General features: G+C 38.4%; 15 protein-coding genes. 11 read left to right on the top strand and 4 right to left on the bottom strand.

The genetic code is table 11. The annotated features are described in order from the left end of the window. Window positions 1-223 precede the first annotated feature (223 nt). The gene (locus RB215_RS07695) at window positions 224-2,335 is read left to right on the top strand and encodes a TonB-dependent siderophore receptor (RefSeq protein WP_309216146.1); all 2,112 of its coding nucleotides are present in this window, start codon (window positions 224-226) and stop codon (window positions 2,333-2,335) included. Between the two features lie 97 nt (window positions 2,336-2,432). Here RB215_RS07695 and msrA read toward each other — a convergent pair whose 3' ends face one another. Beyond that, entirely contained in the window at window positions 2,433-3,032 is a 600-nt protein-coding gene (gene msrA, locus RB215_RS07690; RefSeq protein WP_086996973.1) for a peptide-methionine (S)-S-oxide reductase MsrA, read from the bottom strand. A gap of 814 nt (window positions 3,033-3,846) precedes the next feature. Further along, window positions 3,847-4,368: a TetR/AcrR family transcriptional regulator gene (locus RB215_RS07685; RefSeq protein ID WP_086996965.1), complete on the bottom strand. Its 522-nt coding sequence runs from the start codon at window positions 4,366-4,368 to the stop codon at window positions 3,847-3,849. 448 nt (window positions 4,369-4,816) lie between these two features. Here RB215_RS07685 and RB215_RS07680 point away from each other — a divergent pair, with 448 nt between their 5' ends. After that, complete coding sequence (locus RB215_RS07680; protein ID WP_011328257.1) at window positions 4,817-5,014, top strand: CPXCG motif-containing cysteine-rich protein; 198 nt, start codon at window positions 4,817-4,819, stop codon at window positions 5,012-5,014. Between the two features lie 89 nt (window positions 5,015-5,103). Here RB215_RS07680 and RB215_RS07675 read toward each other — a convergent pair whose 3' ends face one another. Next, window positions 5,104-5,307 carry a hypothetical protein gene (locus RB215_RS07675; protein ID WP_011328256.1) on the bottom strand — a complete coding sequence of 68 codons (204 nt, stop codon included), beginning with the start codon at window positions 5,305-5,307 and terminating at the stop codon, window positions 5,104-5,106. A 151-nt stretch (window positions 5,308-5,458) separates the two neighbouring features. On the opposite strand from RB215_RS07675, the gene RB215_RS07670 reads away from it, so the two are divergent. Together RB215_RS07670 and RB215_RS07665 are read left to right on the top strand one after the other, a co-directional pair. Next, a complete protein-coding gene (locus RB215_RS07670; RefSeq protein ID WP_208835166.1) occupies window positions 5,459-5,959 on the top strand; it encodes a GNAT family N-acetyltransferase in 501 nt (166 codons plus the stop codon). Window positions 5,960-6,257: 298 nt separating this feature from the next. After that, entirely contained in the window at window positions 6,258-6,548 is a 291-nt protein-coding gene (locus RB215_RS07665) for a hypothetical protein (RefSeq protein ID WP_309216143.1), read from the top strand. Window positions 6,549-6,762: 214 nt separating this feature from the next. Here RB215_RS07665 and RB215_RS07660 read toward each other — a convergent pair whose 3' ends face one another. Beyond that, window positions 6,763-7,974: a porin gene (locus RB215_RS07660; RefSeq protein WP_309216142.1), complete on the bottom strand. Its 1,212-nt coding sequence runs from the start codon at window positions 7,972-7,974 to the stop codon at window positions 6,763-6,765. A gap of 717 nt (window positions 7,975-8,691) precedes the next feature. On the opposite strand from RB215_RS07660, the gene RB215_RS07655 reads away from it, so the two are divergent. From RB215_RS07655 to RB215_RS07625, 7 genes are all read left to right on the top strand, one after another. After that, entirely contained in the window at window positions 8,692-10,281 is a 1,590-nt protein-coding gene (locus RB215_RS07655; protein ID WP_080516828.1) for an ABC-F family ATPase, read from the top strand. Window positions 10,282-10,432: 151 nt separating this feature from the next. Then, window positions 10,433-10,915 (top strand): 5-(carboxyamino)imidazole ribonucleotide mutase, encoded by a 483-nt coding sequence (gene purE / locus RB215_RS07650; protein ID WP_011328251.1) that lies wholly within the window; start codon window positions 10,433-10,435, stop codon window positions 10,913-10,915. Window positions 10,916-10,917: 2 nt separating this feature from the next. Continuing rightward, window positions 10,918-12,066: a 5-(carboxyamino)imidazole ribonucleotide synthase gene (locus RB215_RS07645; protein WP_309216141.1), complete on the top strand. Its 1,149-nt coding sequence runs from the start codon at window positions 10,918-10,920 to the stop codon at window positions 12,064-12,066. A 57-nt stretch (window positions 12,067-12,123) separates the two neighbouring features. Beyond that, window positions 12,124-12,348, top strand: coding sequence for a DUF2798 domain-containing protein (locus RB215_RS07640; RefSeq protein WP_309216139.1), 225 nt, complete (start codon window positions 12,124-12,126; stop codon window positions 12,346-12,348). Window positions 12,349-12,354: 6 nt separating this feature from the next. Next, window positions 12,355-13,281 (top strand): YeiH family protein, encoded by a 927-nt coding sequence (locus RB215_RS07635; RefSeq protein WP_011328248.1) that lies wholly within the window; start codon window positions 12,355-12,357, stop codon window positions 13,279-13,281. After that, on the top strand, window positions 13,281-14,453 hold the full coding sequence (locus RB215_RS07630) for an endonuclease/exonuclease/phosphatase family protein (protein WP_197182059.1): 1,173 nt from the start codon (window positions 13,281-13,283) through the stop codon (window positions 14,451-14,453). Before RB215_RS07635 ends, RB215_RS07630 begins: the two co-directional genes overlap by 1 nt. 102 nt (window positions 14,454-14,555) lie before the next feature. Further along, window positions 14,556-17,060 carry a prolyl oligopeptidase family serine peptidase gene (locus RB215_RS07625; RefSeq protein WP_197107947.1) on the top strand — a complete coding sequence of 835 codons (2,505 nt, stop codon included), beginning with the start codon at window positions 14,556-14,558 and terminating at the stop codon, window positions 17,058-17,060. Window positions 17,061-17,066 lie beyond the last annotated feature (6 nt).

Raw genomic sequence — 17,066 nt, 5'->3', positions numbered from 1 at the left:
CATTTTGTAAGTTAATTAATTCTAATCACACGGATATGGCCGTAAATTTGTGTAACCAGTTTATAAGCTACAGCACCTTATAAACGTCAATGCTTTAAACGTAATCCAACAAAAGCGGCATTACCTCACATGCCAAGCTTTGCAAACAGCCTATAAGTACTAAGCACTAGTTACTGCTTTAGGCTGCAATTCAATTTTAGTTATGTAATTAACAAGGTTAACAATGAACACCAATTTTAAAGAGCGTAAGCTTACTTATTTATCTGCTTGTTTAGTTTTCTTATTTACCAGCCAAACAAGCTCAGCCTTTGAGCAACCACCGCTATTTAATCAGGCTAATACAGCTATAGAGAGGGTTGCAGTGATAGGCTCGCGTCATGTATACAGCAGTAACTTTACGCCTTTAGAAACACCACAAGCTGAGCAAACAATCGATTTAGCAACGCTTGAAAATGCTGGCGCATGGGATTTAAACCAAGCATTGGATCTATCTGCTTCGGTTGCTAGGCAAAATAACTTTGGTGGCCTGTTAAATAATTTTGCTTTACGTGGTTTTACAGGAGATGAAAACCTCTCGAGTAACTACTTAGTTAATGGCTTTAATATAGGCTGGGGCTTGGGTGGTACGCGAGATCTGTCAAGTATTGCCTCGGTTGAGGTGCTAAAAGGGCCGCGTGCTGCGTTATTTGGTCGGGGAGAACCTGGCGGAGTGGTTAACTTAATAACTAAACGGCCAGCATTTGATACCGCAGGCGAACTAAAACTTGCTGTTGCAAGTGAGGATACCTATAGGGCTGATATAGATTACACCACTGGGGTTTCTGATGATGTTGCAATTAGACTGATCGGTTTTTATGAAGATTCAAATAGCTTTAGAGACACCATTAAAAAAACCAAACAAGGCGTTAGCCCATCAGTAGCTTGGTATATTAACGACAATAGTGAACTGATTTACGAACTTGAATACAGTAAGCAAACAATACCTTTTGATAGAGGAGTGTTAGCAATAAATGGTGAGCTTGGGGTTATTCCTGCAAACCGATTTTTAGGTGAGCCGGGTGATGGCCCTATTACAGCACAAGTAATTGGCCATCAGCTTGAACTTAAGCATGATATTAATGACGACTGGAGTGTATTAATTGCTGCTAATTACCGTGATACTAAGTTAACCGGTTTTGCCACTGAAACTGGTTTTGCAGGTGTAGTGAATGATGAGGTTAATCGCTTTAGGCGTTATCGAGATTACAGTGCAAACTATAAGGTTTTACGCGGCGAAGTTACTGGCGATATTAATTTTGCAGGATTTGAGCATCGTTTAACTATAGGGGCTGATACCGATAAATTTGAAAACGATCAGTTTTTACTACAGGTAAAGGGCGATCAATATATTAATGTATATAACCCAGAGTATGGTGCTTATGTGCTACCTGCACCTACCACTCATACTGATCGTATTGAAATTCAGCAATCATTGGGCGTATTTATACAAGATCAAATAAGTTTAACCAATAAGCTAGATATACGTCTTGGCGCGCGTTTAGACGATTTTAAGCAAACACTTAATAATCGTTTAACTAATACAGGGTATAAACAAACAGAATCGCGTATTAGTCCGCAATTAGGGGCTGTGTATGCGGTGTCTGACTTTATATCGGCTTATGCGGCTTATGGTGAAAACTTTCGTCCGCTTTCGGGTACCGACGCCCAGGGAAACGGCTTTAAACCAAACCAAACAACTTCAAAGGAAGTTGGCGTTAAGGTTAGTTTAAATAACGGTGCGCTGGTGGGCACCTTAGCCTTATTTAAAGTTGAGCAACAAAATATGTTGGTAGTAGACGATCCAACAGCATTTACCAGTGCCGCTATTGGGGAGGCGCAAAGTAAAGGGTTTGAAATTGATATAAATGGTCAACTAACGAATAACTTAAACCTGTGGGCGTCTTATGCTTATGTTGATGCAACAACCAAAAATTCATTTTACGATAGCAACTTTGGCCTAAATATAGCTGCAGGCAGCTCACTGTTAAATATTCCTCAGCATCAATTGAGTTTACAGTTGGTAAAGTCGACAGAAGTGAATGGAAAAGCACTAAAATTGGGTGGTGGTTTACTTTATGTGGGAGATCGAAATGGCTTTTTTGGTACCGACTTTACACTGCCAAGTTATATAACTGCTCGGGCATTTATGCGTTACGCCGTATCAGACTCAATAACGCTAACAGGGGAGCTAGATAACTTATTTAATGAAACTTATTATATCAGCTCATTTTCAGACGCTTGGGTGCAACCTGGCACGCCTCGTAGTGTTAGATTTTCTGCCTCGTTTAAGTTTTAATACCTTACACGTATTTTAAAAACGTATAACAGGCTGGTTAGTATAAGCAGCCTGTTAGTTAATCTAGTATTGAGTAAGGTATTTTATTGTGGGTACTTTAATGGCTTGCTTTATCGCCCCAAATTTCTTCTAGGCGGTTGTCGCGCCCACAACGCCAGCGATAGGTATTGTAGCGAATAGGATTGTTTTTATAATAATCTTGATGGTAACTTTCATCGCCTTTAATTGGGTAAAAAGTACTGGTGTTTAGTATAGGGGTAACCACGGTTTTATTTGGGAACTGTTTGCTCACTGCTTGTTTAGATTGTTCTGCTAATTTGCGCTCTTGCTCGTTAGCTACAAAAATAGCGCTTAAGTAACTTGGCCCTTTATCGCAAAATTGGCCTTTAGCATCAAAGGGATCAATGTTTACCCAGTAATGGTCGAGTATAGCTTTATAGCTAACTATTGCAGGATCGTAAGTAATTTCTACAGCTTCATAATGACCACGATGATTGCCGTTATAAGTTGGGTTTTTAAGTTTACCTCCCGTAAAACCCGATATTACATCGGTTACACCTGCTAGCTTTTCAAAATCACTTTCCATACACCAAAAGCAACCTCCGGCTAAAACGGCTTTTTCGGTTTTGTTTGCATGGGCGAGCGAGGCATAAAATATAACGGATGATGTTAACGCTAAGGCTAATATTCTTTTCATAAAATCTCGCATCTGTTTGATGAATGTATAAATAAATATATTGGTATAGTTACTAGACCCGCTATTAGTAAAACGTATATCATTTTTATTTGTAAGCCGCAACGCGCTTTAGTGAATGAGGCCACTTTAATAAAACCCACTTTAAAGCCTAAACCCTATTTTTGAGACTAACGCAAAGCTTGTTAGCTAATTTTAAGAACAGTAAAACTAATAAAATGCTTATTGCCGGTGGATCACAACTAGGCATTAGCAAAAAGATAGCGGGTAGGTGCTTAGTACACAAGCTTATAAAATGTTAACTGCCAATACCGCTGGTGGAGGTATGTATTTAAAAAGTAGGGAAGTGAGATATTTAGCACAAATGGCGTTGACTGTGTGCGTACAGTGTTTGTTTTTATATAATAAACTTTATGTATAAATTCAGTTTTATAATAGGTTGTTATATATAAAGTTTTAACTTTTAATGGTGCCGGTTTACTTAGCTGGGTTACAACATTGTAGATAACTGTGTTTATATACAGTATTGCTTGGAGGTGTATAATATTACCTGTACTTATTAAAGTGCAGAATAGGAGTTTAATAAGAAATGGCTAGTGTATTAAACACCTTATTCAGAGCTTATTTTATTTATACTGAATGCTATTAGCTTTAATGGACAAAGTTATGAGCAAAAAGAACACATCATGCTTTGTTGTGGGTGAGTATAGTTTAGCAATAGCGCTAATCTTTATGTTTTCTTTATCATAAGTAAAGGGCGGGGCTTACCGCATAGCGATGCTCCGTTTTAGTTACCAGTAATTATATAGTGCTCTGTTTATAGTAAGGCTATTTTTTGGGTAAGTTGCCTTAACATAGCATCGGCATTGGGAGATTGCTCGTTTAACCCGCTAATTAAAGTCATAAAGTAGCAGTCAATCATTACGCTTGCTTTTACGTCATCAATTTGAGTTTGCTGCTGAAATAATAACTGTTTAAACAGGCTTACTTGCTCACTAAAAAAGGTTGCTTGCCAAATAACATTACTGATAAGTATTTTACTAAATTCACTGTTTTCACAATAAAAATAATACAGGGGATGTGCATAATGACGCAGCTTTAATCTAGGAGAGTGTTGTTTATCGGATGCGCGAGCTTGATTAATTATAGCGGTAATTTGTTGCTGCATTCCGGCAATTAATAAGTCTATTTTATTTTCGAAATGACTAAATACAGTGCCCACAGCCACACCAGCAGCTGTTGCAATTTCTCGGGTTGAGGTATGCTCGTAACCTTGTAATAAAAATAGCTCCCAAGCAGATACTAAAATTTTATTACGTGTTCTCTGTTTTTTATCCATTATATTTGTGTATTGCTCTCTACTAGTTTTATTAAGTAATGTTTGTAAGTGCAAAATAAGTGTTTATAAAACTGCATTAAAAACAATTGAGTACCCTATTTTAAGCTTGCAAATGCTTATTGACTATTCGCTACTTACTAAATTAAGTAAATAGTAATTGAGTGCGCTCATTTTTATTGTGAGCATGCTCAATTAATAATCTGCATTGTTATTATTATAGCAAACATGTATTTGTTCATTCTACAGGTTCTAGTTTGTTTATCTAACTCTCAAGTTAGAGTTTATTGCCTTATTTAAGCGCATTAAAATAAACCAGTAGCTTGGTTATAAGTGATAATATTTACTCGCGTAAATGCTATAAAAATTAGCTCAGTGTAATACTTAGGATATGTTGTTTAATAGCTGCATTTTAACTAAAATAACATTATTTATAATGGTTGGTGTGTAAATGAATCAATTAACCGAAAAATCGATTGGCTGCCCTTATTGCGGCGAAACAATTGACGTTTTACTAGATGCTGCAGATTTAGACCAGCAGTATATTGAAGACTGCCAGGTATGTTGTAAGCCAATTATTTTTAAAGTTTTTGAAGATGCTGATGCTGAGCTTGGTGTTAATGTATACAGTGAAGATGATGCATTTTAACTTTTATAATCACGCAGATTTAATTTAAAACCAAAAGGCTGCTTTTTATCAAAGCAGCCTTTTGGTTATTTATGTAAGCTAAAAAGTCGTTATTTATTTTGCTGCTCTCTTGCTAATTGGTTTGGCAATAACTGCTCTATAATTTCCCGAGCGGGAAGGGTGTAGCGCGTGCCGTCAAACATCACCGAAGTGAACTCGTTAATATTAGTAATCCCCGTTAGGGTCCAACCTTCGCCGCGCTCAGGGCAATAAACCGTGGTAGTGGGCTGTATTACTTTAAAATCGTCACTCATGGCTAATTACTCTCAATATATTGCTTGTTAATGCAGTATGGTAAGTTAATAATACTGTTATATAAAGTGCTATTTATTGCTTAATAGCTATTTTTACAAATACTGAATTTAAGTAGTAGGTAGCTCAAAAATTTATAATTTTGGTAATTGCATGTTTAAAACAATAACACTACCGCGAGTTACCTTGCGTTTAATAACTCACAAACATGGCGCAGCTTTGTTTGGCATTTTAAATCATCCTTTAGTGTCTCAATATAACGATTACCAAACACCGCTTAGCCAGCAACAGGTAAAGCAATTAATACAAAACGATATTAGCGGCTATTACGAAGGGGGTGTATTGCGCTTAGCAATTGAGCATAACAGCAATGGCCAATTGTTAGGCTCGTGTGGTTTATACAAAATAAATACAGACAAGCAAACTGCTTTTATAGGTTTTGAGCTACACCCAGATTTTTGGCAACAAGGAATTATGCAAGAAGTGCTTTTAGGTTTTATGGCAGTAATGCCTGCATTACAATTAAAACATTTGTATGCTGAGGTGAGTACACACAACCAACGTTCACACGCTTTGCTAATAAAGCTAGGGTTTACGCCAAAGTGTAGTGTACAAAATAGTGATAACAGTTCACTTTGGTATAAATTATTATAGAGTTAACGTGCTACAATAGCCGGTTTAAATCTAAACGTTACCTCCGTAATTACTGTAATTATTTATAAGCAAACACAATAAAGAACACATCATACTTATTATTGGGGAGCAATACCTTAGCAAAGGAGTTAAATTTATAAAGTAGCAGGGCAGTAGTAAATGCTAAGCGCTGATATTTATCTCAAATTACAATATCATGAGTTCATGACGACTTATCCGGTTCACTTAAATTGCATATTTGAGTTCGGCGTGTTTAACCTTTATGGTGGCTTTGGTCCGCACTTATAAAACCTACTATATGCAAGTGCACGTAACGTTATTTGAAATGACAGCTACAGAGCAAATTGATATAGCGTTTTCAAGGCCATTACTAAGAAGCACAATTAGCAATGAATTTATTAGCCATACGGTCTATCCAGATAAGCTAGTTGCTCTTGTTAATCAAGGCCATAAATGTGAAAGTAAACAAGTCGGGTTTTCGCCAAATAGTGTTAGCAAACCTAGGCATATGCAAACATTAGTAACCGAGATTGTAATGTTTAGGAGTGGGGTGATAGGACTGTATTGTGCACAAGAAATTTTACAGTGAGGATGTCATTTTATAACGCTAGAGAATGTAAGTACGCAAAGTCCACTACAAATTCAATTTAAAAAATGACGTAAGTACAACATTTGTAAATATAGTTTTAAGCGCCAAAATAGACATTCAAAGCAGCATGGCTGAGTGATACTATAAACTTAAAATCAATAAAAAAGGCCTTGTTATGCTCTATAACAAGGCCTTTATAAAGCTATGTTAGGCTTTAAAGTATATACCTAAAACCAATTGCGATGCCGTCATCTTCCGATTGTTCCATAAGTGCTTGTTGTTCTTTATTAGCACTTTCAAAGTCACCAAAATCTTTACGTGCTTCTATGTAAAGCTGGGTACTGTCGTCAAGTAAGTAATGAACACCAATAACGGCAAATTGACGCTTAAATACATCGTTAGGGTCGGCGTTAAAGTTAGGTTGAATTACGTAATCGTCGCCAGCATCAAAAAGGTTGTATGCAATAAATGGTCTAAAGTCATTATCGAAACGGTAAGATACAAATGTTTCTATACCAACTGCTTCTTTAATTAAGCGACCCAGATTGTCGGTATCATGGTTTTCGTTTTTATTAATGTTAGCGGCAGCGTATAAACCTGGTGCGTTAATGTTACCCCAAATAATACCAGCGCCATAAATTATATCTTCTACTGAGCGAGTTGTGCCATCGCCAAAGTGTAAGTCAAACTCGCCGCGGTTAATGCCGGCAGTTAACGTAAGCATATTGGTTACGTTATAAGTTACTGCGCCACCAAAAGTGTAATTAAACTCTACTTTTTGTGCTGTCGCATCGCCAGCTTCCCATTTTGTTTGGCACTGTGCTTCTGTAATATTGCTTACATCACAAGTGTAAAACTCACTGTTTTTTAGCTGCGTTTGTACGCTAAATTCAAAGTCGTTGTAAGTATTGCGATATTGCAGCGTTTTATCACCGCGACCGGTACCATTTACTGCGCCATCGTCTTTATTATATGTGTAAACACCTGCTGCGTTACCATCCCACACATAGCTGTAGTTGGTGGCGTAAACAACATCGAACCACGAACCCCATTGTTTACCAATGGTAATTTGACCATATTTATCATGCGATAAGCCGGCATAACCTAAGCGGTTATATAAAAACTCATCTTGAATAGATTCAAAACGGTTATTATAAACAATATCACTGTTACCAACAGGGTTTACACCCCATTCAATTAAGGCCAGTGCTTCCCAATCATTTTTTAATTGGCGTTTAAAAGCAAAGTTAATACGCGAGGCACCATTTACTATTTCAGTTTGGTTTTGGGTATTGATCGCACGAACGTCAATATAACCACCAATAGAGACAGCATTTTTATCGTCTTTATAAACTTCTACTGCTGATACAGCTGGAGCCGCTAAAATACTTACGCTTAGTAGAGTTGCTAACTTGTTATTTATCATTTGTTGCCTTGTGTAAATTTGATGCTTTTTTATTGGGGTATATCTGTGGGGTTGAAGACTAACAAAGCAATAATATGCTCAAAAGTGAAAAATAATCACCCGCAATAAACAAAATAAATGGCAAATATTCACCTAGCGTTAATTTTGTTTTTGTGGTGTTGCTTTTTTTAATGCTTTAAGTTGCTGGGTAGTTGTTTGGTATTAGAAATTAAAAAAATAAAGGTGAGTTTTTTTCAAGTTGGCTAAAAAGTAAAGGGTAGTGCAAAAGCTCTAAGTGGCTTTTATATCATCAATATATACAAAAATATTTTTAATAAAAACTAAATGCGACAAACAAGCTAACAAACAGGTTAAACAGTTGTATTAAATAATTTTGCAGATGTTAACAACGACGAATGAAATTCAGTCAGCAAAAATTTATTAATTAAATACGCACCAGCAGCAATATCAATTGCTGACTGATGTTGTTTTTGGATACAAATATAAGGAGGTGCTAACTTTTCAAAATTGAAATTTGTTTAATTATGCGGCAATTTAATCGCTTTGTAAGGTGCGTTACCTAGTGTGCGTTAAGTAATATTTCACAACTTAATTATAGTTATTAAAGCAGGCTCTTATTTGCGTATTTAGCCTTTAAACTTTCATAGAAAAAACGATGAATTTGGTTTAAACTGCGCGCAATTAAAATACATCATGTCTCCCTTGGAGGGTAGCGCTATTATTAGTACAGCTAACATCACCATGCAATTTGGTGCTAAACCATTATTTGAAAACATCTCAGCAAAATTTGGCGACGGCAACCGTTACGGTTTGATCGGTGCTAATGGTTGCGGTAAATCAACATTTATGAAAATTCTAAGTGGTGAGCTTGAGCCGTCTTCGGGTAACGTTAGCACTGATCCAAATGAACGAGTTGCTAAACTAAACCAAGACCAGTTTGCGTACGAAGAGTATTCTGTAATTGATACTGTGATCATGGGTCACAAGCAGTTATGGGAAATTAAACAAGAACGCGACCGTATTTACTCTTTAGCTGAAATGAGTGAAGCGGATGGCATGAAAGTAGCTGATTTGGAAACTGAATTTGCCGAAATGGACGGTTACTCTGCAGAATCTAAAGCGGGTGAGTTGTTATTAGGTGTAGGTATTGCTACTGAGCAACACTATGGCCCTATGTCAGAAATTGCGCCAGGTTTTAAATTGCGTGTACTTTTAGCACAGGTACTGTTTTCAGATCCTGAAATAATGCTACTCGATGAACCTACTAATAACTTGGATATTTATACAATCAAGTGGTTAGAAGATGTATTGAACCAACGCGATTGCACCATGATAATAATTTCGCATGACCGCCACTTTTTAAACTCGGTTTGTACCCACATGGCTGATATTGATTACGGCGAGCTGCGTATTTATTCAGGTAACTACGACGAATACATGTTTGCTGCAACGCAAGCACGTGAGCGTCTGTTAAGTGAAAACGCCAAAAAGAAAAACCAAATTGCTGAACTTCAACAATTTGTATCACGTTTTTCTGCTAATGCGTCAAAAGCTAAGCAAGCAACGTCGCGTGCTAAACGTATCGACAAAATTCAGTTAGATGAAGTTAAAGCGTCATCACGTCAAACGCCATTTATTCGTTTCGATCAAGAAAAACAATTATTCCGTAATGCGCTAGAAATGACTAACCTTAGCCAAGGTTTTGGCGACAACACTTTGTTCTCTGGCCTCGAAGGTTTAGTAGAAGTAGGTGAACGCATTGCTATTATTGGCGAAAACGGTGTAGGTAAAACAACACTGTTAAATACCTTTGCTGGGCGTTTAGCGCCTAAATCGGGTGAGTTTAAGTGGTCTGAAAATGCCAATATTGGTTATTACGCGCAAGATCATGCAGATGAATTTGCCACCGATATGAACTTATTTGAGTGGATGGAGCAATGGCAGCAAGAAGGCGACGACGAGCAAGTGGTGCGCAGCTTTTTAGGCCGTATGTTATTCTCTCAAAACGATATTAAAAAGTCGGTTAAAGTAATATCGGGTGGTGAGCAAGGCCGTATGTTATTTGGTAAAATTATGATGCATAAACCAAATATATTACTAATGGATGAGCCAACCAACCACATGGATATGGAATCTATTGAAGCACTTAACTTAGCACTTGAAGCATACGAAGGTACTTTATTGTTTGTGTCTCACGATCGCCAATTTGTATCATCGGTTGCTACGCGTATCTGGGAAGTTAAAGACGGTAAGGTTATTGACTTTAGAGGTACCTACGCTGAGTACCTAGCAAGTAAAGAGGCGTAAATAGCGCTTTACTGCTAACTTTAAAAAGCCATGTTTAACATGGCTTTTTTTGTTTTTGTTAGTCGCAATTTAATGACTTTTGGGTATAATACCCGCCATAAAAGCGGACATAAGTCCGCTAGTTAAAATAGTATATTACTGAGGAGTATTTATGAAAGTTGGCATTATTATGGGTTCTAAATCAGATTGGCCAACCATGGAACATGCGGCGCTCATGCTAGAAAAATTTGGCATTGAGTACGAAACAAAAGTAGTTTCTGCCCACCGAACTCCTCAACTCCTTGCTGATTACGCAAGCTCAGCAAGTGACCGTGGTATTAAAGTTATAATTGCAGGCGCAGGCGGCGCGGCCCATTTGCCGGGTATGGCAGCTGCATTTACCTCATTACCAGTACTTGGTGTGCCAGTTAAATCAAAAGCGCTTAATGGTATTGATTCGCTACTTTCTATTTGCCAAATGCCTAAAGGTGTTGCGGTAGGGACATTAGCTATTGGTGAGCCTGGCGCTGCTAATGCAGGTTTACTTGCAGCGCAAATTTTAGGGTGTCAAAATCCTGAAATATTCGCAAAAATTGAAGCGTTTCGTAAAGAACAAACCGACACTATTTTAGCTAACCCTAATCCTGCAGAGTAATAATGACTATTTTAATTTTAGGTGCAGGGCAATTAGCACGCATGATGAGCCTTGCTGGCGCGCCACTTAATTTAAACGTGGTTGCGTACGATGTAGGCAGCCAAAAAATTGTGCACCCACTCACAGGCGAAGTTTACTCAACCACATTAGAGCAAGCCATAGCAAACGCGGATGCAATTACTGCTGAGTTTGAGCATATACCTGACGATGTATTAAAACTTTGTTGTAATAGCAATAAGTTTTATCCGGGTAAAGCGGCCATTAAAACCGGTGGCGATCGCCAAATCGAAAAAGCACTACTAGATAAAACAGCTGTAGCGTGCGCACCGTATCAACTTATTACTGAAAAAGCGCACCTTGAGCTTGCGGTTAAAAACCTAGGTAAACCTTTAGTTATTAAAACCTGTCAAGCAGGCTACGATGGTAAAGGCCAATGGCGATTAAAGTCTGACGATCAAATTGATGAAATTTGGGCTCAAATGTCTGATTTCATTGCCTCAGGCACAGCACATGCACCTCATACTATTATTGCTGAAAAAATGATTCCGTTCGATCGTGAAGTATCTATTATTGGTGCACGCGATAAACACGGTAATGTTGCAATTTATCCGTTAACCGAAAACCAGCACACCAGTGGTGTATTAACCTTATCGGTAGCAGGTTTAAATAATAGCCATGTAGAGCAGCAAGCTATTGATGCCTTCACTAAATTAGCGAATGAGCTTAATTATGTGGGTGTATTAGCAATTGAGTTTTTTGACGTTAAAGGCACTTTACTGGTAAACGAAATTGCCCCGCGTGTACACAACTCAGGCCACTGGACACAGCAAGGTTGCCATTGCTCGCAGTTTGAAAACCATATGCGTGCGGTTGCAGGGCTGCCTCTGGGTAATACTGAGCTTAAACACGCCACTGCGATGATAAATGTGCTTGGCCAAGCCAGTATTCCTACTGCAGTTTTAGAAGTGACTGATGTCACTAGTCATTGGTACGGTAAAACAGTAAAACCAGGGCGTAAAATGGGGCATATTAATGTCTCAGCTCAAAGTCTACATCAACTAGGTGAACGCTTAGCTGAACTTAGCGAGTGTTTACCAGAACAAGCCTACCCAGGTATTTTAGCCACGAGTACATCTTTGATACTCAACTAAAAATAAGCAATAAATTGGGACATCTCAATTTATTGCTTAACGCCAAAGGCTACACCTATGTTTAACCCTAAATACCGCAATGTTGTGTTTGCATTTTTAATGGCACTATTAATGTCGGGCTTTATGTCTTTTGTGATCTCATTATTTAACGTGGGAATGGTCGATAATATTATAACTATATGGCTCAAAGCATGGGTATTTGCATTTTCTATTGCATTTCCTACAGTTATTCTAGTTGCACCTTTAGTACACAAGTTAACTAATAAAATAATTCGAGCGTAATACAGCATGCCATTAACACTCAAAAAGCCATTGTTTTTAATTCTTTTAGCATTATGTATCACTCCTTTTATTGGCGCTGGTAGTGCACTGGTAATAGGCGCTGCTTTTGCTATGACATTAGGTAATCCGTTTGCCGAGCTTTCGCAAAAAGCCAGTAAGTGGATGTTAAAAGCAGCGGTGGTCGGGCTTGGTTTTGCCGTTGACTTTAATCAGGTAATTGAAGTGGGTAGCAGCTCTTTAGTGCTCACTATTGTGAGTATTACCGCAATAATTGGCTTAGGTGAAATACTTACCCAAGTATTTAAACTTAACCGCAATACCGGCGTATTAATTTCATTTGGCACTGCTATTTGTGGTGGCAGTGCTATTGCAGCTATGGCACCGGTAATTAAAGCAAAAGATCATGAAGTGGCTGTGGCACTTGGCGTAGTATTTATGCTCAATGGCGTGGGCTTACTGTTGTTTCCGGCCATTGGCCATTATTTTAATTTAACCGAGCAGCAATTTGGCATGTGGGCTGCTTTAGCTATTCACGATACCAGCAGTGTTGTAGGTGCATCCGCTACTTATGGCGCTGTGGCACTAAGCATTGCCACCACAGTAAAATTAACCCGCGCTATGTGGATCATTCCTTATACTGCGCTTGCTGGGGTGTTTTTACGCTCAGATGAAAAAGCCAGTATTCCACTATTTATTGTTGGCTTTGTACTCGCCGCACTTATTAATACTTATTTGCCACAGTTTTCACCTGTATGGAGCGTTATTAATATAGTTGCTAAACAATTGCTTATAGTTACATTATTTTTAATTGGTAGTGGCCTATCATTAGCAGTACTAAAACAAGCCGGACTTAAGCCCTTTATAATGGCAATTTTATTATGGATAGTGGTAAGTAGTGTTATTTTATTATTAATTTTAGATGGGTTGATATAATGAAAGGTAATTTAAGTAGTATTACTTTGGGTAGTACGTTGTTTTGTTTACTGCTAAGCAACTACGTTGCAGCGGCGCAACTGCGTGTTGCCACCTTTAATGTAAGTATGGATGCAACTAACTATACACCAAGAAAAACCCCTGTAAAAAGCGATTCTTTGGTTAGCGCGCTTAAAGCAGAGCACTCACAAATTAAGAATATTGCCGAAATAATTCAACGTGTTCGTCCCGATATAATACTATTAAACGAGTTTGACTATGTGCCAAAAGAGCAGGGTATAGCGTACTTTAAAAGCCATTATTTAAACGTGAGTCAAAATAATCAAGCGGCAATAGACTATCCTTATTTTTATATTGCGCCAGTTAATACCGGTTTAGCCACTGAGTTTGATTTAGATAACGACGGTAAAAAAACAGGAATAATGGGCGACGCTCACGGTTTTGGTTTTTTTGAAGGCCATTACGGTATGGCCGTTTTATCTCGTTATCCAATCGATTTAGATAAAGTACGAACGCTGCAAACTTTTAAATATAAAGATATGCCTAATGCGCAAATGCCTATCGATCCAACCACAGGCAAAAACTGGTATAACGAGCAAGAATGGCAAAACATTCGTTTGAGCTCAAAATCTTTTTGGGATTTACCCATATCAGTTAATAATAAAACAGTACATATACTTGCATCGCACCCAACCCCGCCGGTTTTTGATGGCTTAGAGGACAGAAACGGTAAGCGTAACCATGATGAAGTAAGGTTAGTTGCAGACTACATTAATAATGCCGATTATATTTATGACGATAAAGGTAAAAAAGGCGGTTTAAATGCTCAGTCTCGGTTTGTTATTTTAGGTGACTTAAATGCCGCCCCTGAGGGTGATAAACAGCGAACTATAACTACAGATCAGCTACTTAAGCATCCGCTTGTAAACGCCAGTTTTATACCGCAAAGTGCTGGCGCAAAAGAGCAATATCCACAGCACAGCCATGCTAAAAATTACAGTGCAAGTTGGCAAGCACGGGTTGACTATGTTTTGCCATCGCATTATGGGTTAAAAATTATTGATGGTGGGGTATTTTGGCCAACTAAAAATAGCCAGCTAAACCGCTTAATTAAAGACAGAAATGCGTCGAGTGATCATCGACTAGTTTGGCTAGATTTACGCTTAGAATAAGCAACCTAACTCAGTTACACCGGCGTTTGTCTTAAAAAATTGCAATCACCAAAGTGCTTCTGCTTAAATACGGCTTAATTATAATTACCGTTAAGAAGCACTATGATTTTTAATATCTCATCGTCCAAAACATTAATAGCACTGGCTGTTGCCTCAAGTGTTTTTTTAGCAGGGTGTCAAGCAACTGCATCATCTTCAACAGCTACGCAAAATAATGTAACAACGTCTCCTGTTGCTGCCGTTGTTAATACCCCCGCCGATATGGGCTCTACTAAAATAACGTTAGAGCAAGCTATGGCCCATCCCGATTGGCTTGGACGTCAACCAGAGCGCGCATTTTGGGGCAGTGATTCTGCTACCATTATTTATGCACGTAAAGAGCAAGGTAATGAGTTACGTAACTTATTTAGCCAATCAATTACAAGCCAAAGCGCAGAGCAAATAGCACTTAATAAACTGCACACTGTAGGTGCAAATAAAGCTGTTTATTCAAAAAATAAAGCCCTGCAAGCCTATGTATTTGAGGGTAATATATTTGTAAAAAGCGTTACAACAGGTGCAATTCAACAAGTAACGCATACCTCTAGCACTGAATCTAAACCACAATTTTTAAATGATGGCAGCTTAGCTTATCGTCAAGGTAATACATTTTTTAAAGTTGACTTAAGCTCAGGCTTAACCACTGAAATTGCTAATTTAAAACTGGCAGATAAGCCCCAAGGCATTACAGAGCCAAGCAGTTATATTGCTAAAGAGCAGCACAAACTTATTGATTACATAGCGCTAACGCATAAAAACAATAAAGATAAACAAGCACGCAAAGCACAGCTTAAGCAGCAAAATAGCTCAATTGCTAATACTGAGTTTTATTTAGGCAAAGGTAATAGTGTAAAAGACGTGCAGTTATCGCCAAATGGTGATGCTTTATTAGTGGTAGTGCAAGAGCAAAGAGATTGGCGCGATGATAGCGATATAATGCCAAATTATATTACCGATGATGCCCGCATTGAACCTAAAAAAGCGCGCCGCCGAGTAGCTGACGAAAAGTCGCAAACCTCAGAGCTGGTATACATTAATTTAAACGATAAAAGTCAAAATACCTTAAGCTTTGATACCCTACCGGGCTTTGATGAAGACGTATTAGCAGCGGTTAAAAAAGAAAACTATGCCCGTGATGGTAAAACGTATAAGTCTAAAAAATCGCCGCGTGGTATAAATTTAATTAGCGATTGGGGCTGGGATCAAAGCCCTATAATTTGGAACGACGACGGCTCAAACGTAGCAATAATGCTAGAAGCGTGGGATAACAAAGATCGCTGGTTAGCAACCGTCGATTTTAAAAATAATAAGTTAGTGTCGCAACATCGTTTACATGACGACGCTTGGATAGCCTATGCTTTTAACGATTTTGGCTGGCTACACAACTCTAACACCTTATATTATTTATCAGAGCAGTCGGGTTACAGTCAGCTTTATAAAAAGCCGTTAAATGGTAAAGCAACAGCGCTAACAACAGGTAAGTTTGAAGTATCTAACCTTACGCTTACCGACGATAACAGTGCTATTTATTATAAGGCTAACGTTGAACACCCAGGCCTATACGAAATTTACCGTGTAAATCCACTAACCGGTAAAAACGAGCAAGTAACCGACCTTAACGGTATGACCGACTATACACTTAGCCCTGATCAAACCAAGCTGTTGTTAAAGCACTCAACAATTATGTTACCAACTGAGTTGTATGTGGCTGATGCAAAAGCAAACACACAGGTTACCCGGTTAACACATACGGTTTCGGATGAGTTTTTAGCTAAAAAGCTAACAGCCCCTAAAATAATTGCAGTGCCATCTAGCCATACTGATCAACCGATTTACGCAAAAGTGTACTATCCGGCTGATTATGTAGAGGGCGAAGTGGGTAAAAAGCGTAAAGCGGTTATTTTTAACCACGGTGCAGGTTACTTACAAAACTCGCACTTGGGCTGGTCTGGGTATTTTCGTGAGTTTATGTTTCATTCGTTATTAGCTGACGAAGGTTATGTAGTAATGGATATGGATTACCGCGCATCTAAAGGCTATGGACGTGATTGGCGTACGGCAATTTATCGTCAAATGGGTACACCCGAAACCCAAGATTTAGCTGATGGGGTTAAATGGATGGCAGAAAATGCCAACGTAAATACGCAAGCTGTAGGCACGTATGGCGGCTCTTATGGCGGCTTTATGACCTTTATGGCGTTATTTACCGCGCCAGAATTGTTTCAAGCGGGTGCTGCACTTCGCCCCGTTACCGATTGGGCTCATTATAATGCGCCGTACACGGCAAATATATTAAATCATCCGGATGTTGATCCAATTGCATATGAGCGCAGTTCGCCTATTTACTATGCTGAGGGTTTAAACAAACGCTTATTAATTAATGCGCCTATGGTTGACGACAACGTGTTTTTTCAAGATACGGTTAGATTAGTACAGCGTTTAATTGAGCTTGAAAAAGAAAACTTTGAAACGGCTATTTTTCCGGTAGAGCCGCACGGTTTTGTGCAGCCATCGAGCTGGTTAGATGAATATCGCCGTATTTATAAACTGTTTAAAGAAACCCTGTAACGATTA

It is taken from the genome of Pseudoalteromonas sp. HL-AS2, assembly GCF_031198805.1.
Taxonomy (GTDB): Bacteria; Pseudomonadota; Gammaproteobacteria; order Enterobacterales; family Alteromonadaceae; genus Pseudoalteromonas; species Pseudoalteromonas nigrifaciens.
The sequence above is the reverse complement of the archived record's forward strand: the minus strand, read 5'-3'. Positions and strand labels throughout refer to the sequence as shown.